This window comes from Variovorax paradoxus (genome assembly GCF_000834655.1).
GTDB lineage: Bacteria > Pseudomonadota > Gammaproteobacteria > Burkholderiales > Burkholderiaceae_C > Variovorax > Variovorax paradoxus_F.
Genome location: NZ_JXQQ01000065.1, coordinates 15,979 through 41,452 on the forward strand (window position 1 = coordinate 15,979; position 25,474 = coordinate 41,452).

The 25,474-nt window shown below is 69.7% G+C and carries 21 protein-coding genes; 14 read left to right on the plus strand and 7 right to left on the minus strand.

What is annotated here, in order from left to right; genetic code table 11:
• Window positions 1–47: 47 nt before the first annotated feature.
• The 7 genes from RT97_RS23250 to RT97_RS23280 all read left to right on the plus strand — a co-directional run bounded on the left by RT97_RS23250 (window position 48) and on the right by RT97_RS23280 (window position 10,037).
• Window positions 48–1,493 (plus strand): TolC family outer membrane protein, encoded by a 1,446-nt coding sequence (locus RT97_RS23250; RefSeq protein ID WP_042581202.1) that lies wholly within the window; start codon window positions 48–50, stop codon window positions 1,491–1,493.
• Between the two features lie 471 nt (window positions 1,494–1,964).
• The gene (locus RT97_RS23255) at window positions 1,965–2,723 is read left to right on the plus strand and encodes a response regulator transcription factor (protein WP_042581271.1); all 759 of its coding nucleotides are present in this window, start codon (window positions 1,965–1,967) and stop codon (window positions 2,721–2,723) included.
• Between the two features lie 281 nt (window positions 2,724–3,004).
• Window positions 3,005–4,282, plus strand: coding sequence for a CHAT domain-containing protein (locus tag RT97_RS23260; RefSeq protein WP_042581203.1), 1,278 nt, complete (start codon window positions 3,005–3,007; stop codon window positions 4,280–4,282).
• Window positions 4,279–5,931: a hypothetical protein gene (locus tag RT97_RS33200; protein ID WP_042581204.1), complete on the plus strand. Its 1,653-nt coding sequence runs from the start codon at window positions 4,279–4,281 to the stop codon at window positions 5,929–5,931. Before RT97_RS23260 ends, RT97_RS33200 begins: the two co-directional genes overlap by 4 nt.
• A gap of 17 nt (window positions 5,932–5,948) precedes the next feature.
• Window positions 5,949–6,296 carry a GYD domain-containing protein gene (locus tag RT97_RS23270; protein WP_042581205.1) on the plus strand — a complete coding sequence of 116 codons (348 nt, stop codon included), beginning with the start codon at window positions 5,949–5,951 and terminating at the stop codon, window positions 6,294–6,296.
• 11 nt (window positions 6,297–6,307) lie between these two features.
• Entirely contained in the window at window positions 6,308–8,488 is a 2,181-nt protein-coding gene (locus RT97_RS23275) for a TCAD7 domain-containing protein (protein ID WP_042581206.1), read from the plus strand.
• A gap of 16 nt (window positions 8,489–8,504) precedes the next feature.
• Window positions 8,505–10,037 (plus strand): esterase/lipase family protein, encoded by a 1,533-nt coding sequence (locus RT97_RS23280; protein ID WP_042581207.1) that lies wholly within the window; start codon window positions 8,505–8,507, stop codon window positions 10,035–10,037.
• 52 nt (window positions 10,038–10,089) lie between these two features.
• Here RT97_RS23280 and RT97_RS23285 read toward each other — a convergent pair whose 3' ends face one another.
• Window positions 10,090–10,725: an NAD(P)H-dependent oxidoreductase gene (locus RT97_RS23285; protein WP_042581208.1), complete on the minus strand. Its 636-nt coding sequence runs from the start codon at window positions 10,723–10,725 to the stop codon at window positions 10,090–10,092.
• 76 nt (window positions 10,726–10,801) lie between these two features.
• Here RT97_RS23285 and RT97_RS23290 point away from each other — a divergent pair, with 76 nt between their 5' ends.
• From RT97_RS23290 to RT97_RS23300, 3 genes are all read left to right on the plus strand, one after another.
• Window positions 10,802–11,395 (plus strand): TetR/AcrR family transcriptional regulator, encoded by a 594-nt coding sequence (locus RT97_RS23290; protein ID WP_253278300.1) that lies wholly within the window; start codon window positions 10,802–10,804, stop codon window positions 11,393–11,395.
• Window positions 11,396–11,506: 111 nt separating this feature from the next.
• A complete protein-coding gene (locus RT97_RS23295; RefSeq protein ID WP_042581210.1) occupies window positions 11,507–11,833 on the plus strand; it encodes a hypothetical protein in 327 nt (108 codons plus the stop codon).
• Window positions 11,834–11,938: 105 nt separating this feature from the next.
• Entirely contained in the window at window positions 11,939–12,721 is a 783-nt protein-coding gene (locus RT97_RS23300) for an exodeoxyribonuclease III (RefSeq protein WP_042581211.1), read from the plus strand.
• A gap of 16 nt (window positions 12,722–12,737) precedes the next feature.
• On the opposite strand, the gene RT97_RS23305 is transcribed toward RT97_RS23300, so the two are convergent.
• The 4 genes from RT97_RS23305 to RT97_RS23320 are packed head-to-tail and all read right to left on the minus strand — an operon-like array spanning window position 12,738 to window position 17,674.
• Window positions 12,738–15,056, minus strand: coding sequence for a xanthine dehydrogenase family protein molybdopterin-binding subunit (locus RT97_RS23305; protein ID WP_042581212.1), 2,319 nt, complete (start codon window positions 15,054–15,056; stop codon window positions 12,738–12,740).
• Window positions 15,053–16,039, minus strand: a complete 987-nt coding sequence (locus tag RT97_RS23310; protein WP_042581213.1) for an FAD binding domain-containing protein — start codon at window positions 16,037–16,039, stop codon at window positions 15,053–15,055. The genes RT97_RS23305 and RT97_RS23310 overlap by 4 nt, the downstream gene beginning before the upstream one ends.
• On the minus strand, window positions 16,036–16,713 hold the full coding sequence (locus RT97_RS23315) for a 2Fe-2S iron-sulfur cluster-binding protein (protein WP_052810735.1): 678 nt from the start codon (window positions 16,711–16,713) through the stop codon (window positions 16,036–16,038). Before RT97_RS23315 ends, RT97_RS23310 begins: the two co-directional genes overlap by 4 nt.
• A gap of 19 nt (window positions 16,714–16,732) precedes the next feature.
• Entirely contained in the window at window positions 16,733–17,674 is a 942-nt protein-coding gene (locus tag RT97_RS23320) for a LysR family transcriptional regulator (RefSeq protein WP_042581214.1), read from the minus strand.
• Window positions 17,675–17,767: 93 nt separating this feature from the next.
• On the opposite strand from RT97_RS23320, the gene RT97_RS23325 reads away from it, so the two are divergent.
• The 4 genes from RT97_RS23325 (at window position 17,768) to RT97_RS23345 (ending at window position 23,832) form a co-directional block, all read left to right on the plus strand.
• Window positions 17,768–19,603, plus strand: a complete 1,836-nt coding sequence (locus RT97_RS23325) for a gamma-glutamyltransferase family protein (protein ID WP_042581215.1) — start codon at window positions 17,768–17,770, stop codon at window positions 19,601–19,603.
• Window positions 19,604–19,647: 44 nt separating this feature from the next.
• A complete protein-coding gene (locus RT97_RS23330) occupies window positions 19,648–20,613 on the plus strand; it encodes a Bug family tripartite tricarboxylate transporter substrate binding protein (protein ID WP_042581273.1) in 966 nt (321 codons plus the stop codon).
• Window positions 20,606–21,139, plus strand: coding sequence for a GAF domain-containing protein (locus RT97_RS23335; RefSeq protein ID WP_052810736.1), 534 nt, complete (start codon window positions 20,606–20,608; stop codon window positions 21,137–21,139). The genes RT97_RS23330 and RT97_RS23335 overlap by 8 nt, the downstream gene beginning before the upstream one ends.
• Before the next feature lie 194 nt (window positions 21,140–21,333).
• Window positions 21,334–23,832 carry a DUF6351 family protein gene (locus RT97_RS23345; protein ID WP_155403869.1) on the plus strand — a complete coding sequence of 833 codons (2,499 nt, stop codon included), beginning with the start codon at window positions 21,334–21,336 and terminating at the stop codon, window positions 23,830–23,832.
• Between the two features lie 27 nt (window positions 23,833–23,859).
• Here the strand turns inward: RT97_RS23345 and RT97_RS23350 are convergent, their stop codons facing one another.
• Window positions 23,860–24,747: a 2OG-Fe(II) oxygenase gene (locus RT97_RS23350; protein ID WP_042581219.1), complete on the minus strand. Its 888-nt coding sequence runs from the start codon at window positions 24,745–24,747 to the stop codon at window positions 23,860–23,862.
• Between the two features lie 30 nt (window positions 24,748–24,777).
• Window positions 24,778–25,449: a hypothetical protein gene (locus RT97_RS23355; RefSeq protein ID WP_052810738.1), complete on the minus strand. Its 672-nt coding sequence runs from the start codon at window positions 25,447–25,449 to the stop codon at window positions 24,778–24,780.
• Window positions 25,450–25,474: the final 25 nt, after the last annotated feature.

The window sequence follows — 25,474 nt, forward strand, 5'->3', positions numbered from 1 at the left end:
TAGTAATTTGAAGCAAGGGGGTCGAGGGCCACGGAGGAGACAAAGACATGGACACAAGCGCGCAAGGCGATCAAGGCGCCCTGCCCGGCGTGCGCGGGCATCGTTATGCGGCATCGGCGAGCAGTCCACTGGCGCTCCTGCTTGCGCTCGCGGGCGCACCGGCGTCGGGGCAAAGCCTGGTTGAGCTCTATCGATCGGCGCGCGACTACGACGCCGTCTACCAAGGCGCGCGAGCGCAATACGCCGCCAGCGTGGCGCGCGCGGCGCAGGCGCGCGCAGGTGTGCTTCCGTCCATCAACCTGTCGGCAGGCGCGTCGTTCACGGAGCAGGACCTTTCCTCCGGCGGTACCTCGACGAGCCGCGGCGTGAACTCCCGCAACGTGGGCATCAACCTGACCCAGCCCCTCTACCGGCCTGCCAATTGGGCCGCCTACGAGCAAAGCGGGCTGCAGGAGGAAATTGCGCAGTCGCAACTGGTGCTTGCCGAGCAGGACCTGGTGGTGCGTGTCAGCCAGGCCTACTTCGACGTGCTCGCGAGCTACGACAGCCTGGTGCTGGTGCGCGCGCAGAAGCTCGGCGTGGTGGAACAGCTTGCGTCCGCCAAACGCAATTTCGATGTCGGCACCTCGACCATCACCGACACGCGCGAAGCCCAGGCACGCTACGACCTCGTCGTGGCGCAGGAGATCGCGGCGGCCAACGACCTGGAGGTGAAGAAGATCATCCTCGACCAGCTCGTGGGACAGGCCGGCAGCAGCCCGACGCCGCTCGCCGCGCCGGTGGTGCTGCCGCCGCTCGCGCCGAACAACGTGGAAGCCTGGCTCGCGCAAGCCGAGGCGATGCATCCGGCCATCCTGCAGGCGAGCCGCGGCGTGGAGGTTGCCACGCTGGAGATCCGCAAGGCGCAGGCAGGACACCTGCCGACGGTCGACGCGCAGCTGGGCTACAACATCACCACCAACCCGCAGAACACGACCTCCAGCACCCCATCGGCCGGCAAGACGCGCGTGGGTGCGGCCAGCGTCGGCGTGGTGTTCAACATGCCGCTGTTCGCGGGCTTCGCGACCGAGAACCGGGTGCGCGAAACCCTTGCGCTGGCGGACCAGTCGCGCGCCACGCTGGACAACACCCGTCGCAGTGTTTCGGTATCGACGCGGGCTGCATTCCTCGGGCTGGTTTCCGGCGCGAGCCAGGTGAAGGCGCTCGAAGCCGCGGAAGCGTCGAGCCAGGTGGCGCTGGACGCCAACCGCATGGGCTACCAGGTGGGCGTGCGGATCAACATCGACGTGCTGAATTCGCAGAGCCAGTTGTTCCAGACCAAGCGCGACCTGGCGCAGGCGCGCTACAACGTCCTGCTGGGGAGCCTGCGGCTTCGGCAGGCCAATGGCACGCTGACCCCCGAAGCGCTGGATGCGCTCAACGCGACGCTGGCACTCGACGGCAGGCCGGCGGTGGACAGCACGGCCACGGGCGCGGGTGCGCGCGCGCGGTGAAGCCCATCACTCGTCCTTGTCATCAGGTCGTCGATCCGCGCCACCGACAACGAAATGGAGCATCGGATGCCGCTCGCACTTCTTCTTCGGCTTCTGCGCAAGCGATTTCCCATCGCGCTCACCTCGGAAGCCGATATCCACGACGCATCGGTGCTCGTGGCGACCGGGCTGGTCGAGGCCGAATTCCATTTCGACGGCTTCGGCTACCAGCGCTACGAACGCGCGGTCGTCTTCGCCATCACCGATGAAGGACACGCGGAAATCGCCCGCCTTCGCAACCGCAGCGGCATTGCGGACGAAGAACGCCGGGCATCGGCCGTCATTCCGCTGCATGAAGGGGACCCGCCCGAGATGAACCCGAAACCGGTGCCGCAAGCAGCGGGGGCCACCCACACCCCGGCCCTTCACCACCGGACCCCACCCATGCACGATGCGACCCTCGTTGCTTCTCGAGAAACGGCCTCCACCGGGATGGCGCCATACCGCCAGAACGCACTGCCCGGCGTCTGCGCCCCCGCGGCAGGCTTGTGGCCCGACTTCCTCACGGGCCAGGAAAGATCGCCGGTGCGCGTGCTGCTCGTCGACGACGACGAAGTCGTGCGCCGCGCCATCGCGCGGGAGCTGCTGGCGGACATGCGCATCCAGCTCGAAGGCCAGGCCGACAGCATCCGCGAGGGCCGCAAGCTGCTGGCCACGCACGAGTTCGACGTGCTGATGGTCGACCTGCGGCTGGGCGACGGCCGGTGCTTCGAGCTGATCGACGAAGCGCGGCGCCACCACTGCAACGGCGAGGTCATCGTGATCTCCGCCTTCGAAGACGAAGCCGACGTGCTGCATGCCTTCGAGCTGGGCGCGACCGGCTACCTGCTGAAGAACGCCTGGCTGCAGAGCTTTCCAGAGGCCGTGCTGCATGTCGTGAACGGCGGCGCGGCCATCACGCCGCGGCTCGCGCGGCGCCTGTTGCACCTCCTGAACCAGCTTCCCCGCGACCAGCCGACCGACGATGAGCTGCCGCCTGCAGCGCCGCCGCCGCAGGAGACGACGCTCTCGGATCGCGAGAGCCAGATCCTGCGCTTCGTGGCGTTGGGATTCGCCACGGCGGAGATCGGCGCGAGGCTCGGCATCACCGGCCAGACGGTCAACGCGCACATCAAGAGCGTCTACAAGAAGCTGCACGTGCATTCGCGAGCCCAGGCGGTGAGCCTCGCCGTGCACAGCGGTTTGATCTGAGGAGGCGCGCCAGAGGCGTTCTTTCGCCCTTTTTCCGAATTCGCGATCGGACGAAATCGACCGGCTCGCCGGTGCCACCGGTGAGCAGCGGCGCAACGGCGCGCGCCGCGCATCCCCCATCGGGGATATGCCAAAGACCGCGGCATCGTCTGTTTGTGGGATTGAAACGCTGTTTCGTCCCGGCAATAGTGCGGACTCCGAGATTCGAGCATCCGGCATCGATGCAACGGGCGCACCTCTACGACGTGCACCCGTGTTTCCTTGCCGTACGAGGGCTGGCAATGCCGACTGAGACCCGCTACGAAAATTTCGACTTGCGCATCTGGCGCGAGGCCGACCGCTACATGGCCGAGGTGACGAACTCGCCGGCCGGGTCGTCCAAGCGCGAAGTCCTGCAATGGCCCTTCGGCGGCGACGCCGGGCGCGTGCTGCTGCTGGAGCTGGAGAACGCGGTGCTCAAGAGCCGGCTCACGCTGCGCGGCGGACCCATCATCTCGCCCGAGGAAAAGGTGCTGCGCGACTTCGGCGCCGAAGTCTTCAGGGCCGTCTTCAGGGAGTCGGGCTCGGTGTCGGACACCTACACCGGCAGCCGCGCCCTGCTGCTGGCCAAGGACGACACGGGCCTGCGCCTGAACCTGCGCATCGACCCGCCCGAGCTGGCCTGCCTGCCGTGGGAATACGTGTTCGACCAGGCCAGCAAGCCCGACCACTACCTGTGCCTGAGCAGCAAATCGCCGCTGGTGCGCTATCTGCACAGCGCGCAGCAGCGCACGCCGGTGCGCGGCCAGGGGCCGGTGCGCGTGCTCGGCATGATCGCCAACCCGGGCGGCACCTGGACCTGGCTGGACACCGAGGCCGAGCGCCGCCACATGGAAGAAGTGCTGCGCGCGCCCGGCCTGCAGGTGGAGTTCAACTGGGTGCTGCGCGCCACGCCCGACGGGCTGTTCGACATGATGCAGCGGGGCCCCTGGCACATCTTCCATTTCATCGGGCACGGCGGCACCGACCGCTACGTCGACGCCGACGGCCTGACGCGCAGCGAAGGCTTCGTCGTCATGGACGATGGGCTCGGCGGCCCGGTCAAGGTGTCGGCCTCGCGGCTGGCCGACATCCTGGCGGACGGCGACGTCGACCTGGCCGTGCTCAACTGCTGCGAGAGCGCGCGGGACAATGCCTCGTCCAGCGGGGGCGCTGCGCTGGTCGAGCAAGGCCTGCCGATGGCCATCGCGATGCAGTTCGCCATCACCAACACCGCCGCATCGCGCTTCTCCGAGCACTTCTACAAGTCGCTCACCAAGGGGCAGACGGTGGAGCGCGCACTGACGGTGGCCCGCAAGTACATCCGCATGAATTCCGACGCGGAATGGGCCATTCCGGTGCTCTTCACCCGATCGGGATCGTTTGCGCTGTTCGAGGCGACCCCGGATGCGGCGATGCCGCAGGAGGCGGCCGGCGTGGCCGGCGCCGTGACCGTGGGGCCGATCGCATATCCAGCCGCTGCGCCGGCGCGGATGACCCAGGCGCAGTCGAAGCTGCGCGAGCTCTGGGGCGACCGATGACGCTCTGGTCGGTCAGCATGGTCTTCGCCGCGGGCCTGACGGTGCTGATGGCCTCGGCGGGGTTCAACCGCCCGAGCTGGTCGCGCAGCTACACGACCGCCTGGCGCTACTGGACGGCCGTGGCCGCGCATGCCGGTCTCTACCTCCTGCTGTTCATGCTGTGCTACGGCGTCCTGCTGCGCATCATGGGCGTCGATGCGCCGCGCGGCTCGGGCGCGCGCACGCTGGTGCTGTGGCTGGCGCTCGCGCTGGTCGCCTGCCTGCGGGCGGTCGTGCCGTTGTCGCGGCGCCTGCGCGAGCGGCTGCATCGCATGGCCGGCATTCCGCAGCAGGCGCTGTCGCTCGCCAAGTTCATTGCCGAGATGCCGTTCGAAGCCCGCAGCGACATCCGGGCGCAGGCCCGCGACATGCTTCGCATGCGCGGCATCGATGCCGACCGCGACTGGCTGCCGCTCGCGCAGCCGCTGCACCAGCAGATGCGCAAGGCCGCGGAGCTCTTCATCCAGCTGCGCGCCTGGGACCAGGAGCGCTCGCTCGGGCGCTACACGCGCGAGGTGACGCACGAGCTGTACCGGCTGCGCCAGCGGTTCGACAGGCTTTCGTTCCGCGTGTCGCGCACGCTGGCCTCCATCGAACAGCTGGGCGAAATCAAGGTCATCGCCTCGGACCACGGCATCGACGACAACAAGGACCTGGACGACCGCCTGCGCCATCTGGTGAGCGACATGATCTCGGACGTGTGCGAGGACATCGGCCTGTTCTACCGCGACGCCTCGGTATTGGCCGCGCGCGGCGTGCTGGCCACCAACCTGCGCCAGGCCGGGCGCAACGCCGCCTTCGAGCGCATGGGGTTCACCGCATGCGCGAGCGAACCCGACAACCTCTCGCGCGCCTTCGGCTATGCGGCGCTGCTGATGCTGGCGGGCCTGTGGATCTTCTTCGTGGTGCTGCCGCCCGACGACGGCGCGGGCCTGTCGGTGGGCCAGCGCATCGCGGTGATCCTGGTGATCGTGATGGGCACCCTGGCCATCGCGATCCTGCCCAAGTTCTATTTCGGCTTTGCGAGCGGCGGGCTGCACCGCAGAACGCCCCCGGCCTTCGTGGTGGCGGCAGGGGCCTGCGCGCTGGGCTTCTCGGTGCTGGTCAACCTCGCAGCGGGCGCACTGGTCTACGGCGGCACGGCCGGCGCGCTGCAGCGCCTGGCGGAGGCCGCCCCCACCCTGCCCTCGACCTTTCTCACCGGCGCGCTCGTTGCCTGGCTCACGCAGGACCATCGGTGGGCGGCGGTGGACGACGTCCGCGCGCGGCGCGGCCTGGACGCCGCCTTGTTCGGCGCCGCCTGGCTGCTCTCGGCGGTGGTGTCGCGCGGGTTCACCGCCGACACGCTGGCCGAGTTCTGGAACTGGCGCACCCTCGCGGCCGTCGGCGCAGGCCTGGTGCTGGGGGCGGCGATGGGCGCTGTCATCCCTGAATTGGCAAGGAGGCGCCGTACACCCGCCGCCTGCGAGGCCGCTCCGGCATCGGGCGAGCCGGCGGCGCTGAACCCGCCGGCGCCCCGAATTTCCGCCTACGAGCTGACCCTGTCCGACCGCGTCCTCGCGCCGGTGCCCGCACCGCAAGAGGCCAAGGCGTCTGCGCTGGTCCGCTGAAGAAAAGAAAGAACCCCATGCCGCTCTACCTGCATCAATGGCGCTACAAGGACGAGCAGATCCGCCAGATGCTCGAGAACGAGGAGTCGTCGGACCGTGCCGACGTCGTGCGCACCGCCATCGAGGCCTTCGGCGGCACGCTGCACGGCTTCTATTACGCGTTCGGCGATTGCGACGGCGTGGCGATCTCGGAGTTTCCCGACGAGACCACCGCGCTCTCGTGCGTGATGCTCATCTACGGCCAGGGCCGCATCCAGACGGTGCGCACCAGCACGCTGTTCACGCAGCAGGCGACCCTGGCTGCCATGCGCCAGGCGCAGGACGTGCTGCATCCGCCGCAGGCCGGCAGCCACCCCTCACCTTGAGGAACACGCACATGCTGATGCCCGCCATCGATCTGGATGCCGACATGACGGCCGGCGCCGTGCTCGAGCGCCTCGCGCTCAATGGCTACTGGCTGGATGCGGCGCAAGGCGCGGCCCGCGCGCGCATCCAGGCTGTGGCCAGCCGCATGGGCCGCCCCTTCGATGAAGTCGCCAATCGGCTGGCCCGCAATGCCGACGATTGCGGCGCCGCCATCCGCCGCCAATGGGGCACCCACGTGCTCTGGTACGCCCGCGAGCTGCGGGACGTGCTGGCCGCCTGCAGCCATGCGCCGCCCGCGCTGCCGCTGCTCGACGCGCTCCAGCTGCACGAGCCGGACAGCCAGAAACCGATCGACATGGGCGCCGGCGCGGTGGTCATGCGCAATGGCGTGACCCTGCTGCATGGCGAGCCCGTGGGGGTGTCGCTGCGCGTGCCTGCCGATGCGCTCCTCCCGCCGGCGCGCGGCCCGGCGCCCATCGACCTGGTGCTGCGCGGCAGCGATCCGCTGTCGCCTCCGTCCGCCGGCGCCACGCCCCAGGCGCCGCCGGCCGGGCCGATCAAGGCGTGGCCACGGATCGAGGCGCCCGAAGCCAAGGCCGCGGGCGAGGTGTTCGAGGTGATCGTCGGTTTCGGCGCCCAGGCGCAGGCGCAGGTGAGCGGCGCGGCGATCGCCCTGCCTTTTTCTGCCGACGTGCAGGCGCTCGACCTGCAGGTCGAGCTGTCGGCCGGCCACGGCGTGCAGGCGACCGAAGGCTGGAGCCGGACGCTGCGCGTGACCGCCGGCGACGTGGCCACGGCGCAGGTGAGCTTCAAGCTCATCGGCCTCGCGCCGGAGAACCCGCAGAAGCCCTTTCTCACCATGCTGGAGGTTCGCTACGTGCTGGGCGGCACGGTCTGCGGCACCGCATCGCGGGCGCTGGCCATCATGCCCGCGGGACACGGCGACCAGCTCGATCCGCGCCCGCTCGGCCAGCCCTGGCACGCCCTGCCCGCGGCCGCCACGCCGCTCGAGCTGGTGGCCGACGCCAAGGTTCCCGATCTCACGCTGGACATCGGCAAGCCCGACCGCAACGCCGCCAGCGGCCAGTACGTGTGCCGCCTCATCAGCCCGCATGCGCTGGCCACCGCCACCGGCCCCTTCGACATGGACCTGGGCCAGGACGCCAAGACCTTCGCGCGGTCCGTCGTCGAGGAGGTGCGCCAGTACGGCAGCAGCGCCCTGCTGGGCACCGCGCTGGAGAGCCTGGGCCGGCTGGTGGCCGAGCGCCTGCCCGGCGAGTTCTTCCAGGCCCTGGCCGAACTGAAGGACCGGGTCGCGCCGGAACCCGTGTCGCTGCTCATCGTGAGCGCCGAACCGTACGTGCCCTGGGAGCTGGCGTGGATGGACGTGCCGCTGGACGCCGCGCGCCCCAGCTACCTGGGCGCCCAGACGCTGGCCGGGCGGTGGCTGCGCGACAGTGCCTCGCCGTCCGGCGCGGCCAGCGCCGCGGCGCGCCCGGCCGCGCACCCCATCGCCCGCCTGGAGGTGCGCAACATGGCGACCATGGCCGCCTGGTACAGCGCGGAGTCGGGCCTGCGCCGGCTGCCCAAGGCCGAAGCCGAGGTGCAGGCGCTCAGCGGCAGCTACCCCGGCGTCACGCTCAAGGCCACGGCCGAGGGCGTGCGCGACCTGCTCAACGCGACGCTGCGGGGCAAGTCCGGGCCGGTGGCCGTCGAGGCAGTGCATGTGGCGGGCCACGGCGATTTCGACCCTGCACGGCCCGACGGCGCGGCGATGTTCCTGCAGGACGGCGCGCCGCTGCGCTCGACGCTTTTTCGCGCGGCCAGATATGGCGGCGAGCGGCAGCCGCTGCTGTTCCTGAACGCCTGCATGCTGGGCATCGGCGGCGAGCTCCTGGGCGACATGGCGGGGTTTCCCGGCAACTCGCTGCGCGGCGGATTCGGCGGCGTGCTCGGCGCGCTGTGGGAGGTGGACGACGACGTCGCCCACGACATCGCCATCGAGTTCTGGCGGCGTGCGCTGCCCACGGCATCTGCAGCGTCCGGCGCGCCCGCCGAGGGCGAGCCGGTGGGCGCCATCCTGCGCGATCTGCGCGCCAGGTATGCGGGCGCGGACGGCACGCCCATCTCGACCTTTCTTTCCTATGTGTACTACGGCCATCCGCGGCTGACGCTGCGGCGCGCGCCCTGAACGGAGGTTCTCGATCATGGCAACCACTCCCCTGAACGCCACCAACCAGGCCGTGTCCATCGGACCGGGCTACGCCTTGCGCACGCCAGGCTTCACCGGCACGGCCGAGCTGCGAGCCGGCGGCGGCGCCACCACGCGCTCCAGCGTGCGCGGCCTGGACCAGGGCATGGACGCGCTGGACGCCGCGATGACTGCGGCCGGCGTGTCGCAGGTGCGCCAGATCGACCTGACGCTCAAGCCCGCGCCCGCGGGCGGCGCCACCGGACGCAGCGGCACCGCGGCGTCCGACACCATCGAGCTGGAGGTGCCCGACCTGGGCGATGCCACCGGCCAGCTCGTGCTGTCCATCGACGACACGGGGGCGCTGCACTGGCACCTGCCCGAACCCGTGACGGCGTCGTCGTCGGCGCCTGTTTCGCGCGGCGGTGGCGGCGCCGTCAAGCGCTTTCGCATTCCGGCGCAGGTAGCGCCGCCACCGGCGCCCGCGACCGGCGGCGGCACGCAGCGCAGCGTGCTCGGCCTGGTCGGCCGCAAGTTGCTCAAGGTGCTGGTGTATCCGCTGACCGACCCGATCCTGGGGGCCGTCGGCGAGCATTTCGTGGGCCGCTGGGAAGGCACGAAGCGCCCCTACGCCGTGCGCAGCTTCACCCCAGAGGATTACCAAGCCACGCCCGCCGTGCGCCACACGCCCGACACCCTCGGGGCGCTGGCCGCCAAGGGCCCGGTGCTGATGTTCGTGCACGGCACCTTCAGCACATCGAGCGCGGGTTTCGGCGCGCTGCCTTCGCAAACGCTGGACGCGCTGCACCAGCGCTACGACGGCCGCGTGATCGCCTTCGACCACCCCAGCGTGAGCGTGGACCCCGAGGCCAACGTGCGCTGGCTGCTCGGGCAGTTGCCGCCGGGCGGCGTCGACCTGGACATCGTGTGCCACAGCCGCGGCGGCCTGGTCTCGCGCGTGCTTGCCGAGATGCCGCCCGCGCCGGGCCTGGACACCGCCCGCGCCCGGGTGCGCCGCGTGGTGTTCGGCGCCACGCCCAACAGCGGCACGGTGCTGGCCGACCCCGACCACATGGTGGCCATGGTCGACCGGCTGACCACGCTGCTGGCGTTGTTCCCTGCGGGCCCCGTCGCCGAGACGCTGGAGGCGCTGATCACGGTCGTCAAGGTCATCGCCCACGGCGCGCTCAAGGGCCTGGACGGGCTGGCGAGCATGCGGCCCGAGGGCGCTTTTCTCGGGCGGGTCAACGCATCGGCAGCGGCGGCGCCCGCGGACTACTTCGCCATTGCATCGAACTATTCGGCCACCGACACCGGCCTGCGAGGGCTGGTGGCCGGCGGCAAGGACTTGCTGCTCGACACCGTCTTCGGCAAGGCCGGCAACGACCTCGTGGTGCCGACCGACGGCGTCTTCCAGAAAAACGGCAGCAGCCGCTTTCCGCTCGATGCACGGCGGGTGCTGCTGTTCGAGCCCGGCGAGGGTGTGTCGCACACCACGCTGTTCCAGAACCCGAAGGTGTCCGAGCGCCTGCTCGAGTGGCTGGCTTGAGCCGTCGGCGCAAAGACCGGTTGTCGGCTCGTGCGCTGCGAGAGCGACCTGCTCAGCCCCGCAGTTCGGCGACCTCGGGCCGGCCGGTGCCGCCCGATGCAGCCTTGGCGAAGGCGTTGCCGCCGAGCGCCCGCGCAGTGACGACGTGGGCCGCGCCGCCCTGCCCATTCACGTCGAGCAGGAACTCGGAAGTGACGACGCGCGCACCGCAGAAATCGAAGATGCCGTGGTCGATCTGCGTGCGCATCGCCTTGTCGTAGCCGTGCCGGGCATAGGTGCCGCCGTCTGCGCCGCCCATGCCGATGAGGTGGACGTCCAGGCGGCCGAGCCGCTTTCCGAGTGTGCCGTCCGGCGCCTCGTCGTAGGCCCATCCGTTGGAGAACACGCGGTCGATCCAGCCCTTCAGCTGGCCGGGAAACGACCACCAGTAGACGGGATAGACGAGCACGAGTGCGTCGGCCCGGTCGATGCGCTGCTGCTCGCGCAGGATGTCCGATGGCAAGGGTTTCTGGAGAAAATAGGCGGCGCGGTCGGCCTGGATGAAGGCCGGCTGGAAGCCTTCTGCGGCAATGTCGGCGATCTCGGCGGTGTGCTCGCCGGATTGCCCGACGCCCTCGGCGAACGAACGCGCGACGGCGTGCGTGAGGGATTCGGAATCGGGATGACTGACAACAATGAGGGCATGCATGGCGGTTCCTTTTTGGTCGGGTGTAAACTACTTTTCGTAGGTTACCTTTGGTAGGTTAAAGATGTCAAGCAAGCAGATGGAACCGGTTGTGCAGGTCGCAGCCAGGAAACGCCTTCCCAAGGGCGAGCGCGGCCGCCAGCTCCTGGACGTGGCATGGGCCATCGTGCGCAGCGAAGGAACCGATGCGCTCACGCTGGGCTACCTGGCCGAGCGCGCGGGGGTGACCAAGCCCGTCGTGTACGACCATTTCGGCACACGCACGGGCCTCCTCGGCGTTCTCTACGGCGAATACGACAGCCGGCAGCATGCGTTGATGGACGCGGCGCTGCAGGCATCGGAAAAGTCGCTCCCGGCCGTGGCGAAGGTGATTGCCGCCACCTATGTCAACTGCGTGATGGAAATGGGGCGTGAGATGCCCGGCGTCAGCGCCGCGCTGGCCGGCTCGCCCGAACTCGACGCCCTGAAGAAGGAACTCGAAGCCGAGTTCCTGGTGAAGTGCCGGGACGCGCTGCAGCCGTTCGCGAAGCGGCCCATCGCGCCGGCGGCGATGCGCGCGATGCTGGGTGCGGCGGAGGCCGTGTCGTTCGCGGCGGCCGCGGGCGAATTCGACCCGGCGGAAGCGGAGAACGAAATCTACGACGCCATCGTGCGCATCGCGCAGCGGGCCTGAGACGCGCGGGCGGCGCATTCGTTCGTGCCTTGGCGGTGTCGGCCTACAAAAGCGCGCGGAAAGGTCATTAGATTCCATGACGCCGCGCGCAGACACCACTGAAGGAAATCGATGGCCGAAGAACCCAACCCTGCCGAATTCACTGCCTGGATGGCAGCCGAAACCGCCGCCTACACCGCCATCCACCAGCTTCACCAGCGCACGCAGGGTGGGCGCCTCGCTATCCCGGACAACCGCATCGAGCAGATCGCCCGGCTTCGCAAGGAGGCGGACGTGCGTTTCGCCAGCATGTGGGGCGCGCTCGGCGCGGCACCGCAGCCCAGCGCGGTCGCGCCGGTGAAGCGCGGTCACGCCGTGCACAGCGGACACGGGCAGCGCCCGGCCTTCGAGCTTCTCTCCCGCCCGGCTGCCGAGCCGATCGAAAGCCGCCTCAGCTAGGCCCCCGGCCGCCAGGGCCGCCAGGGCCGGCATCGGCGGGACGCGAAGGCCCGAAGCTCTCGCGCTCACTTGTTCGCCCTTCCGCCCCCTCCCCGCCCGCCCGAGATGAAGATCGCCACATTCAACGTCAACGGCATCAACAGCCGCCTCGCCCGCCTGCTCGAATGGCTCGACGAATCGAAGCCCGACGTGGCATGTCTGCAGGAACTCAAGAGCCCTGACGCCAACCTGCCGGTCGATGCGATCCGCGCCGCGGGCTACGGCATCGTGGCGCACGGGCAGCGCGCGTGGAACGGCGTGGCCATCCTCGCGCGCGGAAAAGAGCCCATCGTCACCGGCCGCGGCGTGCCCGGCATCGAGGCCGACCCGCAGAGCCGCTACATCGAGGCGGTGGTCGACGGCGTGCTGATCGGCTGCCTCTACCTGCCGAACGGCAACCCGCAGCCGGGACCCAAGTTCGACTACAAGCTCCAGTGGTTCCAGGCCTTCAACAAGCACGCGAAAAAGCTCTTTGCGAGCGGCCTTCCGGTCGTGCTGGCCGGCGACTACAACGTCGTGCCGACCGATGCCGACATCTACAACCCGGCCTCGTGGCGCGACGACGCGCTCCTGCAGCCCGAAAGCCGGGCCGCGTTCGCGCAACTGCTCAAGCAAGGCTGGACCGATGCGATCCGCACCTGCCATCCCGAACGCGCGCCGTTCACCTTCTGGACCTATTGGCGCAACCGCTATCCGCGCGACGCCGGGCTTCGCATCGACCACCTGATGCTGAACGCCGAACTCGCGCCGATGCTTCGCAGCGCCGGCGTGGACCACGACGTGCGCGGGCGCACCGGCGCCAGCGACCACGCGCCGGCGTGGATCGAGCTGGACGTTCCCAAGGCGTAGGCCGCCGGCAAAAAAGCTAGCTGCCCATCAGCTTGTCGAGCGTGATCGGGAGCGCACGCACGCGCTTTCCGCACGCGTTGAAAACCGCGTTGGCCACCGCGGCGCCCACGCCGGTGATGCCGATCTCGCCCACGCCCCGGGCGCCCATCGGCGAGTGCGGGTCGGGGATGTCGGTCCACATCACGTCGATCTCGGGCACGTCCATGTGCACCGGCACGTGGTAGTCCGAAAAGCTCGCATTCATGATGCGGCCGTTGCGCTCGTCGAACTGCGTTTCTTCCATCAACGCGAGGCCCAGGCCCATGATGATGCCGCCGCGGAACTGGCTGGCCGCCGTCTTCGCATTGAGGATGCGCCCGCAGTCGAACGAACCGAGAAAGCGGCTGACCCGCGTCTCGCCCGTCACCTCGTTCACCCGCACCTCGCAGAACATGGCGCCGTGCGAGTGCATCGACCAGTGCTGCACTTCGAGCGGCAGCGGTGCGCTCGCCTCGGCGACCAGTTCGTCGCGACCGGCGCGCGCCAGGATGGCGGCATAGCTGTCGAAACGGCTGGCATCGTCGATCTTGCCGAGGCCGCCATCGCGGCAGACCACGTCGTCGGGCTTCAGCCCATGCAGCGGCGAGCCGTCCCCGCACAGCTTCAGCAACTCGGTCACGAGCGCGTGCTGCGCCGCCATGACTGCGCTGCCGATCGCGGCCGACTGCTGCGAGCCGCCCGCGAGCACGACGCCCGGAAAGCGCGAATCGCCGTGGCAGAACTTCACCTGGTCCATCGAGAGGCCCAGCCGCTCGGCGGTGACCTGCGTCTGCGCCGTGGCGGTGCCCATGCCCATCTCGTGGGCCGCCACCTCGACCTTCACCTGGCCATCGCCTGCGAGCGTGATCCGCGCCGCGCCGCCCGGCATGCGGTAGTACGGGTAGGTGGCCGTGGCGCAACCCATGCCGACCAGCCACTCCCCTTCGCGGCGCGCGCCCGGCGTCGCGCTGCGCCGGCTCCAGCCGAAGCGCTCGGCGCCCGCGCGGTAAGCCTGCACGATCTCCCGCGACGAAAAAGGCGCGCCCGTGGTCGGGTCCTTCTCGGGCTCGTTGCGGATGCGAAGCTCGATCGGGTCCATCCTCATCGCGTCGGCCAGCTCGTCGATGGCGCTCTCCAGCGCGAAGGTGCCGACCGCTTCGCCGGGCGCGCGCATGAAGGTGTTGGCCAGCATGTCGAGCGTCGCCACCTCGACGTCCAGCTTGAAGCTGCCCGCCGCATACGCCGAGCGCGCCGGCAGGATGAACGGCTCGGGCATGTTGTTGTGCTCGGTCATCGTCACCGTGCCGGTGTGGATCAGCGCGTCGAAGCGCCCGTCGGCCTGCGCGCCGATGGCCACGCGCTGTTCGGTGTTGGTGCGTCCGCCCACCACGCGATAGACGCCCTCGCGCGTGAGCATGATGCGCACCGGCCGCCCGGCCAGCCGGGACGCCGCCGCTGCGAGCACGTGGTGCCGCCACAGCGTCTTGCCGCCGAAGCCGCCGCCGACATAGGGCGAGGTCACATGCACCTGCTTCTCGTCGATGCCGAAGATTTCCGCCATCGACCAGGCCATGTGCGCCACGGCCTGCGAGGCGTCGTGAATGACGAGTTCGTCGCCCTTCCAGGCCACCGTCGCCGCGTGCAGCTCGATCGCGTTGTGGTTGTGGCGCGGCGTCGTGTAGGTGACGTCGATCCGATGCGGCGCGGCGGCCAGCGCGGCTTCGGCATCGCCGATCTCCATCTTGAGCGGCTCGCCCTGGAAGGTGCCGGGCTTGGTGCCCTTGGCCTTCGCGGCTGCGAAAGAGGTCGTGGCCGGCGCCGTTTCGTAGGTGGCGAGAACCAGCGACGCCGCGTGATCGGCCTCCTCCTGCGTCTGCGCGAGCACCACGGCGATGGGCTGGCCGTTCCAGTGGACCTGGTCGTCCTGCAGCACGGGCAGGTCGTCGCCGCCGGCCGCCTTGTCCTTGGACATGAAGAGCGGCATGGGCTTCATGCGCGGCGCGTTCTCGTGCGTCATCACCAGCACCACGCCGGGCGCCGATTGCGCCGCAGCGGTGTCCAGCGTCGCAATCCGCCCGCGCGGCACGGTGCTGTACACGAGCGCAGCGTAGAGCATGTCCTCCATCGGAAACTCGGCCGCGAACCGCGCTTGCCCCTGCACCTTGAGCGGGCCATCCAGGCGCGAGACCGGCGCGCCGATCAGGCCTTGCCTGCGAGCGATGAGCGGATCGGGCTTGCCGCCCGGCATCCACGCATCGGGCGCAAGCGCGACGGCTTTTTTCATGACGGCCTGAATGGCCTCTTGAACGATGCTCATGCTTTCATCTCCTTGAGTTCGGCGAGCACGGCGGCGATCGTGCGCGTTGCCAGTTCGACCTTGAATCCGTTGTCGTGCAGCGGCTTCGCGTCCGCGAGTTCCGCCTCGGCGGCGGCACGGAAGGTTTCAGCGGTGGCCGGCCGGCCCTTGAGCACCGCTTCCGCCTTCCACGCGCGCCAGGGCCTGTGCGCGACGCCGCCCAGGGCGATGCGCACGTCCTTGACGGTGTCGCCGTCGAGTTCGAGGGCGGCCGCCACCGACACCAGCGCGAACGCGTAGCTGGACCGGTCGCGCACCTTGCGGTAGGTCGACCGCGCGGCGAACGGCAGCGCGGGCAACGCCACCGCGGTGATGAGTTCGCCCGGCTCCAGCAGCGTCTCGATCTCGGGATGGTCTTCGGGCAGGCGATGGAAATCCGTGAACGGCACCGTGCGCTCGCCGCGGGCGTTGCGCAGGTGCACCACCGCGCCCAGCGCCGCGAGCGCCACGCACATGTCGGACGGATGCGTGGCAACGCAGCTGGGCGAGGCGCCCAGGATCGCGTGGTAGCGGTTGATGCCTTCGGCGGCGTCGCACCCCTGGCCGGGGTTGCGCTTGTTGCAGCGCGAGCCGTCTTCGTCGTAGAAATAGGCGCACCGCGTGCGCTGCAGGATGTTGCCGCCGACCGTCGCCATGTTGCGGATCTGCGCCGACGCGCCGGCGGTCACGGCGCGCGCGAGCAGCGGGTAGCGCGTTCGCACGGCGCGGTGCGAGGCCAGCGCCGTGTTGCGGGTCGCCGCGCCGATCAGCAGGCTGCCGTCGGCCCGCTCTTCGATGTCGCACGAGAGGTTCGTCACATCGACCAGCGCGACCGGGCGCTCGATGGTCTCGCGCATCAGGTCGACGAGGTTGGTGCCGCCGCCCAGGTACTTGGCGCCGGGCCGGCTGCCCAGCTGGAGCGCGTCGCCCGCGTCTTGCGCGCGGGCGTAGGTGAAGGGAGTCATGCCGGCTCCTTCTCGAACGTCTCGAAGCTCTCGAAGGTCTCCGAGATGGCCGCGACGATGCCGTTGTAGGCGCCGCATCGGCACACGTTGCCGCTCATGCGCTCGCGCAGCTCGTCGTGGCTGAGCGCGATGCGCTCCGTACAGAGGTCGGCGGTAACGTGGCTGGGAACGCCCTGCCGCAGCTCGTGCACCATGCCCACGGCAGAACAGATCTGGCCCGGCGTGCAGTATCCGCACTGGAAGCCGTCGTGTTCGACGAAGGCCTTCTGCAGCGGATGCAGGTCGCCCTGCGGCGCGAGCCCTTCGACGGTGGTGACTTCGTGGCCTTCGTACTGCACGGCCAGCGCAAGGCACGAGAGCACGCGTTCGCCGTCGACGAGCACGGTGCACGCGCCGCACGCGCCCTGGTTGCAGCCCTTCTTGGCGCCGAACAGATGCAGGTGCTCGCGCAGGAGATCGAGCAACGAAACCCGCGGATCGCCGGGCAGCTCGACCGGCGCTCCATTGATGGTGATGGTCATGTGCTTCCTCGTGGGGATGAGGTGAGTGAACGGTTGCCGCAGCGCCGATGTGGCGATGCGAACCTGGAAGAACCGTTCTCTTAGCACGCCGAATTGCGCGGCTGCGTCAGGATTTCTCGACAACGCCCCGGGCGCGGCGCTGGCAGCGCGCACGCGCGAAGCGGTTGCCGATCTAGCTCGCCCGGCGCATGCCCTGCAGGGCTTTCGTCATCTCGTCGACGATCACCGCATTGGCGGCATCGTGCAGCCGCACCACGCCCACGGGCGGCAGGTTCCATTGCAGGCGCTGGGGCATCACGCGGGCGCCGCTCGCATCGGCCACCTCCTGCGCAATGTCGTCGGGCAGGATGGTGATCGCATCGGGCATGTGCCGCAGCACCGACACCAGCGTCTTCTGCGCATACGCCTCCAGCAAAGGAACGGGCACCGGCTGCCCCGCCGAGGCGAAGATCGAATGGATCATCTGGCGGATCGGCGTGTCCTCCGGCGGAAAGATCCAGTGCAGGGAAACGAAGGCTTCCCAGTCGAGCCCGCGCCGCGCCAGCCGCTGCGCGGCCGCGCGCGACACCACCAGGCGCGGCTCCTGCGTGTAGAGAAACTCCTGTGCCAGCCCGGCTTCAGCGCTGGCCGAGGTGAAACGGCAGATCGCGCAGTCCAGCGTGCGTGCGCGCACCGCCTGGACCAGCACGTGGGTCGTGGCCTCCTCCACCACGAAACCCAGGCGCGGCCGCACGGCCAGGAGATGCCGCCAGACGGCGTCCTGCGTGGCGCGCGCAAGGAACGGCAGCACGCCGATGCGCAGCCGCCCCTGCAGCCCCGTGCCGAGCGCGGCCAGGTCCTGCCCGAGCGATTGCGCATCGGCCAGCGCCACCCGCGCCCGCGCCAGCACCAGGAGCCCCGCAGCCGTGGGCTCCAGGCCCCGCCGGCTGCGGGTGAACAGCGGCGTCATGAAGATGTTCTCGATCTCGCCCAGCGCACGCGTGACGGTCGGCTGGCTCAGGCCCAGGTGTGCGGCGGCGCGGCTGACCGAGCGCTGTCGTTCGAGTTCGGCAAGCAGCGCGAAATGGCGCAGCTTGAGCCGTGGCGTGAGGTGCTGGAGCGTCGGCGCTGACATGCGGCGATGCTAAACGAGAGGCATAGCAGTCGATGCATGCATTCATCAGTAAATATGCGCTTCTGGCTATCCGAACTTTCTACACTCGGCCGCATGTTCACCACCCGCCCTGAAATCGCCGGCACTTTCGGCGTCGCCTCATCGACCCACTGGCTGGCCTCGCAGACCGCGATGGGCGTGCTCGAGCGCGGCGGCAACGCCTTCGACGCCGCCGTGGCGGGCGGCTTCGTGCTGCAGGTGGTGGAGCCGCACCTGAACGGCCCCGGCGGCGAAGCGCCGATCCTGCTGTGGAGCGAGCGCGAGCAGCGCATGCACGCCCTGCGCGGACAAGGCTGCGCGCCGGCCGACGCCACCGCCTCGACCTTCCGCGCGCTCGGCTTCGAGCAGGTGCCGGGCATCGGCCTCCTGGGCGCGACGGTGCCGGGTGCTTTTTCGGCCTGGCTCACGATGCTGCGCGAGCACGGCACCTGGTCGCTGGCCGAGGTGCTGGCGCCGGCGATCGGCTATGCGCGCGACGGCTTCCCGCTGGTGCCGCGGGTGGCCGAGGCGATCCTGGCGGTGCGCGGCCTCTTCCTCGAACACTGGCACGCCTCGGCCGAGGTGTGGCTGCCCGGCGGCAGGGTTCCGCAGCCCGGTTCGCTGTTCCGGCTGCCGGCGCTGGCCGCGACCTACAGCCGCATCGTCGAGACGGCCGAGCGCGAAGGCAGCGGCCGCACCGGCGTGATCGATGCGGCGATCCGCACCTGGCAGCAAGGCTTCGTCGCGCGCGAGATCGACCGCTATTGCCGCAACACGACCGTGCGCGACAGCAGCGGCGAGGCGCACGCCGGCCTGCTGCGCCTGGACGACATGGCCGAATGGCGCGTGGCCACCGAGGCGCCGCTCACGGCGGACTTCGGACGCTACACCGTCGCCAAGTGCGGCTTCTGGAGCCAGGGGCCGGCCTTCCTGCAGCAGCTGGGCATGCTGCGGCACGCGGGCCTGGAGCACCACGTGCCCGGCTCGGCAGGCTTCGTGCATCGCATCACCGAAGCCGCCAAGCTCGCGCTGGCCGACCGCCTCGCGTGGTACGGCACGGCGTCGGGTGCGCGCGGCGATGCGCAAGAGGCACTGCTGTCGGATGCCTATCTGCGCGAGCGCTGGGCGATGGTCGACCTGCAGCGCGCCTCCGAGGTCCTGCGCCCCGGCGCGCCCCTGGGCCTCGCGCCGCGCCTGCCCGACCTGGACGTGAGCGCACGAACCCTTCGCAACGCCGACACGCGCTTCGGCATCGGCGAGCCTACCTTCGCCGCGCTGCCGCCCATCGCCGAATGGGCCGAGCGCGAGATCTTCGTGGGCGACACCTGCCACATCGACGTGATCGACCGGCACGGCAACATGGTTGCGGCCACGCCCTCGGGTGGCTGGCTGTCGTCGAGCCCGACGATTCCGGCGCTGGGCTTCGCGCTCAACACCCGGCTGCAGATGAGCTGGCTCGACGAGGGCCTGCCCGGGTCCGTGGAGCCGCGCGTCGCGCCCTGCACCACGCTCTCGCCTTCGATGGCGCTGCGCGACGGCCAGCCGTACATGGCATTCGGCACGCCCGGCGGCGACCAGCAGGACCAGTGGTCGGTCAGCTTCTTCCTGCGCCATGCGGTGCACGGCCTCAACCTGCAGCAGGCGATCGACGCGCCGGCCTGGCACGTCAAGCACGCGCCCAGTTCATTCTGGCCGCGCCAGACCACGCTCAACACGCTCACGCTGGAATCGCGCTTCGAGCCCGAAACGCTCGACGCGCTGCGCGCGATGGGCCACCGCGTGCAGGTGGGCGATGCCTGGTCCGAAAGCCGCATGTCCGCCTGCAGCCGCGAGCGCGACGCGGAAGGCCGGCTGCTGCTGCGCGCCGGCGCCAATCCGCGCGGCATGCAGGGCTACGCGGTGGGCCGCTGATCGGCTTGCGCTTTCTTCAATTTCGTTCCAAGGACTTCACCACCATGTTCCAACGTGTCTTGCGCGGCCTCTTGCTGCTGGCCCTCACCTGCACCGCGCAGGCGGGCTTCGCCGCCTATCCCGAGAAGCCGATCACGCTGATCGTCCCCTGGGCCGCGGGCGGCTCCACCGACATCTTGGCGCGCGCCATCGCCGAGCAGCTCACCAAGTCGATGGGCCAGCCGGTGGTGGTGGACAACCGCGTGGGCGCCTCGGGCAACATCGGCTCGAACTTCGTCGCCAAGGCCAAGCCCGATGGCTACACGCTCCTCATCGGCTCGATGAGCACGCACGCGATGAACCCGACGCTCATGCCCGGCATGCCCTTCAACGGCACGGACGACTTCACGCCCATCGCGCTGGTGGCCAACGTGATCAACACGATGGTGATCAACCCTTCGGTGCCGGCGAAGAACCTGCGCGAGTTCATCGCCTACGCCAAGGCCAACCCGGGCAAGCTGGCGTATGCCTCGGCGGGCGGCGGCTCCACCAATCACCTGAGCGCCGAGATGTTCAAGAAGGCCGCGGGCATCGACATGCTGCACGTGCCCTACAAGGGCGGCGCGCCGGCCGTGCTCGACACCGTGGGCAACCAGACGCAGGTGCTGTTCTCCGCCGGCACGCAGACGCTGCCGCACGTGAAGGCGGGCAAGCTGCGCCTCCTGGCCGTGACCGAACCCAAGCGCTCCGCGCTGCTGCCCGACACGCCCACCGTGGCCGAGACGCTGCCCGGCTACGAAATGAGCGTGTGGTACGCCGCGTTCGGACCGGCGGGCATGCCTGCCGAACTGGTCGCGCGCCTGAACACCGAGATCAACAAGGCGCTGGCGGTGCCGGAGGTGCGCACCCGCATGGATTCGATCGGCGTCGAGCTCGTGAAGAGCACGCCCGAACAGCTGGCGACCTCGCTTCGCAGGGACACCCAGCGCTACGACAAGGTCATCAAGGACCTGGGGATCAAGCTTGACTGACGGGGACGTGCTGCCCCAGGCGGTCTGCGTGCCGCTCTGCGACGCGCTCTCGCGCGCCAGCACCTTCGATGCGGCAATGGCGCACATCGAGGCGGCGCGGCTCTCGGTGCTCGGCCCGGGGCTGCTCACGGTGAACCTGAACGCGACGACTCCGGACGATCCGCCGGACGAGGTGCAGTTGCAACGCCTCTGGTCTTCCAACCCGCAGGCCTACCCGGTGGCCGGCCGCAAGCGCAAGACGCTCACGCCGTGGACGCGGCAACTGCTCGTGCGCGCCGAGGTCTTCATCGGCGAAGGCGACGAGGCCCTGGCCCAGGTGTTCGACGACCACGCGCTCATCTCCGCGCTGGGGCTTCGCGCCGTGGTGAACGTGCCGTTGATGGAAGACGGCCGGTGCGCCGCCACCTTCAACGTGTTGGGCACCCGGGCGCGCTGGACGCCGCAGGAGATCGCGCTGGTGCGGCTGCTGGCGCTGCTGGCCACGCCGTGGGTGCTGCGCGCGCGCAGCGGTGCGGTGAGCGGTTGAGCGCCTGAGCGGCTGCAGGCTCGCCCCACGGGCAAACCCTCGGGCGTCTCGAAAGTCATGCAAATGGCATCGCCGGGATAGGACGGGCAGCGCCGGGTCGTCCAAGAATCTCCATGTCCAAGGCGCGCCCCGCCTCGTTCGGGCCGGCCGGTCCGAAGGGCGTGCGCTGCAGCGCAGGACAGGAGACAAAAACCATGACAACACCGACGCGCGCGCCGATGCGCATTCCCCGACAGATGCTCCTGGCCGGTTCGGCGGCGAGCCTCTCTCTCCTGCTTGCCGCTTGCGGCGGCGGCGGAGGTGGCGGCAACGGGTTCCCCTGGAACTTCGGCAATGGCGGCGGTGGCGGCAATGGCGGTGACGGCGGCGCCACCGGCGGCATGGAGGTGCGCACGCTCTCCACCCGCGCCGACCTTGTCAGCGACGGCGACGTGCTGGTCGAGCTGCTTCCCGAAGGCGGCAATGCCGGGGGCCTGAAGGTCACGCTGAACGGCAAGGACATCACCGACGCGTTCGCCAGGCGCGCCGACGGCCGCATCACCGGGCTTGCCACCGGCCTGGCGGTGGGATCGAACACGATCAAGGCGAGCACCCGGCTCAACCGCGAAGCCACGCTCACGGTCGTCAACGCGCCGCGCAGCGGGCCGGTGCTGTCGAGCACGCAGTTCACGCCGTACGTCTGCGCCACGCCGGCGCCCACGACCGGCGCTGGGGCAACGCCCGCATCGAACGCCAGCGGCCTCTCGACCAGCGCAACCGATGCGCAGTGCAGCATCGCCACCGAGTTCAAGCTGTTCTATCGCACGCTCACGCCCGTGACGGCAGCGCCGGGCGACGGCGGCTGCTCGTTCGTGCCTCCTGACCCCAGCCCCGCCACCGCGGGCGGCCCCGTTCCGCCGACGCCGGCCAACTCGTGCCTGCAGCCCTATGTGGCGGGCACCACGCCCGCATCCGCGGTCGCGAGCACCACCACGACGACCGGCGTGAAGGTGCCGTACATCGTTCGCGTGGAGCGCGGCACGATCAACCGAGGCATCTACGACATCGCAGTGCTGTTCGACCCGTCGGCCCCGGCATGGACTGCGACCTCTCCCCAGCCTCAGTGGAACCGCAAGCTCCTCTATTCGTTCGGCGCCGGCACGGGCTTTCCGAGGCTGCAGTTCCGCTCGTCGCAGAACTGGGCCGACGACGCGGCGCTCTCGCGCGGCTTCATGGTCGTGGACAACAGCATGACCGACTCCCAGCTCAACGGAAACCGCTACCTGGTGGCCGAGACGACGCTGATGATGAAGGAGCACGTCATCGACAGCTACGGCGAGGTGCTCTACATGATGGGCAACGGCGGCTCGGGCGGCGCGATCAACCAGAACAGCGTGGCCTCGCTCTTGCCCGGCGTGATCGACGGCACGCAGCTGGGCGTGGACTTCGCCGACTCCGAGACGACAGCGATGGAGGTGATGGACTGCGTGCAGCTGGTCAACTTCTACCAGTCGCCCGCATGGACGGCCTTGCAGGTGGGCGCGACCCCGACGCAGGTCAACGCGAAGAAGAAGGCGATCAACGGGCACCTGGACCACACCGCCTGCCACGGCTGGCTCACCTTCTTCGGCGGCCTCCTGAAATCCGGCAACTACACGCCGCTGGGCGTGGCCGACAACGCCACCGGCGCGATCGTGCCAACCGGCGCGCCGACCAACAACTGCCAGCTTCCGGCCTCCTTGGTCTACGACCCCGCGAGCAACCCGACGGGGCCGCGCTGCGGCATCACCGACGGCGCATCGAGCGTCTACGGCACGACGGCCAACGCACTCGCACCCAGCGGCGTGCGCGGGCTGAGCAACCTGGACAACGTGGGCATCCAGTACGGCCTGAAGGCGCTGAAGTCGGGCGCGATCTCCGCCGAGGAGTTTGTCACGCTCAACGAGAAGGTGGGCGGCTCGGACACGGACGGCAACCTCTCCGCCGCGCGCGCCGTGGCGGACGCCGATTCGCTGTCGATCGCCTACCGCGCGGGTCTGGTCTCGCCGGGCGGCAACCTCGCCAAGGTGGCGACGATCGACCTGCGCGCCTACGACGAGACTTACAACCTCCCGATCGGCCAGGCCGGCATCCACCAGTACTGGCGCAGCTACTCGCACCGCGCCCGCATCGATGCGGCGGCCGGCGGGCATGCGAACCATGCGCTGTGGCGCTTCGGTCCCGCGGGCACGCCGCCGTCGATTCCCGTCGAAGCGTTCCTCGCGATGGATGCCTGGCTCACGGGCCTGGTGACTTCGAGCCCGAAGGAATGGACCAACGCGGAGCGCACCCAGCAGCAGGTGGCCGCAGCCAGGCCCGCCGCCGCGTCGGACCTGTGCTACCTGTCGGCCGACACGACGTTCTCCACCAAGGTGTTGAACACCGCGACCTGCGACGCCGACCCGGTGCTGCTGCCGCAAGGCTCGCCGCGCCAGGTTGCCGGTGGACCGTTGACGGAAGACATCCTGAAATGCCAGTTGAAGCCGCTGGCCGCCGCCGACTACGCACCCGTCACCTTCTCGCCCACCCAATGGTCGCGCCTGCAGGTAGCTTTTGCGCAAGGCGTGTGCGATTGGAGCAAGCCGGGCGTGGGCCAGGTCCAGACGGCGGCGCCGATGACCTTCAGGGCCGGTGCCGGCGGCAAACCGCTGGGGCCGCGGCCGGCGAGTTCGTGAGCCCGGCCGTCGAGGCCAACACCGACCTCAGCCCTGCCCCGCAGCGGGCACGAAACGGCACTCGCGCATCCACTTCGTCATGACCCACTTGTCGCCCCGGGTCACCGCTGCGCTGGCGTGCAGCGACCGCGCATCGACGCGGCCGCTGCCGTCGCAGTATTCGAAGTAGCAGGCATTGCCACGGACCGGCGAAAACGCCAGGCCCAGTTGCGGAAAGACGGTCTGGCCGCCGTCCGGCACGTCGTTGAGGTAAGTCACAAGCGTGCTCACGCGCTGGCCGCTTCGCGCGATGGACTCGCGGTTCGCGGCATTGGTGGGCGCCAGGTAGTCGTGGTGCGGTTCGCTGCCCGCGCCGGTCGGGTAATACAGCAGCTGCAGCCCCTCGCCGTTTTCCAGCGGAAGGTTCATCAAGGCCGACAGGCGCCGATCGAGTCGCGCGACCAGGTCGTTTTCGCCCAGCCGGAAGAACATGCCCCAGCTCGCGCGCTTGTCGCTCACGACGTCGCGGCCGCTCACCGGGTCGACCAGCGTGGAAGGCTTCAAGCGCGGCCGCGCCATCTCGATGAGGGCCTTGCATTCGTCGGCGTCCACGACATTGCCGAGCGCGGCAAAGACCGGGTCCTCGCCGCGCGAGTGCACGACGATCTCTCGGTCGGCCGCGGCGATTCGCGTGCCCGGTGCGAGCCGCGTCACGGGCTTGGGCGGGGCCTCGTCCGGCAGCTCGATGGCGTCGGTTGGCACGGCTGCGCCCCGCTGGCGCGCATCGACGTAGGCCGCGACGATGGCCTGCGCGGCGCGCTCGTTCATGCCCTGCCCTCGCATCGTTGCCACGAGCGCGTGGGGCGCCTGGCCGGCATCGAGGTTGTGCGTGAGCCAGCGGCCCAGGTCAGGCGAGAAACGGACGACGGTGCTCATGAGGCTCTGCGAATTCCATGCACGCGCGAATCAGACCGGCCCCACTTGCGCGACCCAGCCCTTGTCGCCGCGCGTGAAGCCCTGGCGCATCTGCAGCTTGCCGCCCGCGCCATTCGCGATGCGCGCAATCATCGGAAACACGCGCTGCGCCTCGGCCTCCTGCATCCAGGGCGCCGTGTCGATTTGGTAGGTGTAGCTCACCACCGCCAGCGGATGCTGCGCGTTCGCGGCATCGACCTTGACGTCGACGATCTGCTCGCGCTTGAGATGCGCCACGCAAAGATCGTTGGCGTGTTCGGTGCCGTTGGCCGCGTGCTGATGCGGCTTGTAGAACTTGCGGCCCGCGTCGGTCAGCTCGAATCGCTTGACCGCGCCGTCCGGGTTCTCGGCGCTCTTGGGCACGGCGACGATGGTGCTGTGCACCAGGCCCAGCTGCTCCATCACCGGGAACTGGACGGCATGGCGCGCACCGGAACCGGCCTCGGCTTCGGTCAGGTCGATGGGCCAGTCGAACATCGCAAGGCAGATGTCGCCGCGCTGGGCGAGGTACTCGTCCAGCGGTGCCGCGAGATTCTCGGCGGTGGGCGCCTCGGCATCGCGGGCGGCGCTGCACGCAGCGAGCACGCAGACCAGGGCGATGCCGGTCAGGGTCTTGATCGAAGTCTGGGTGCGCCGGCTCGGGCGGATGAAGCGGAGATTCATGAAGGCTCTGGTTGATTTTTCGGGT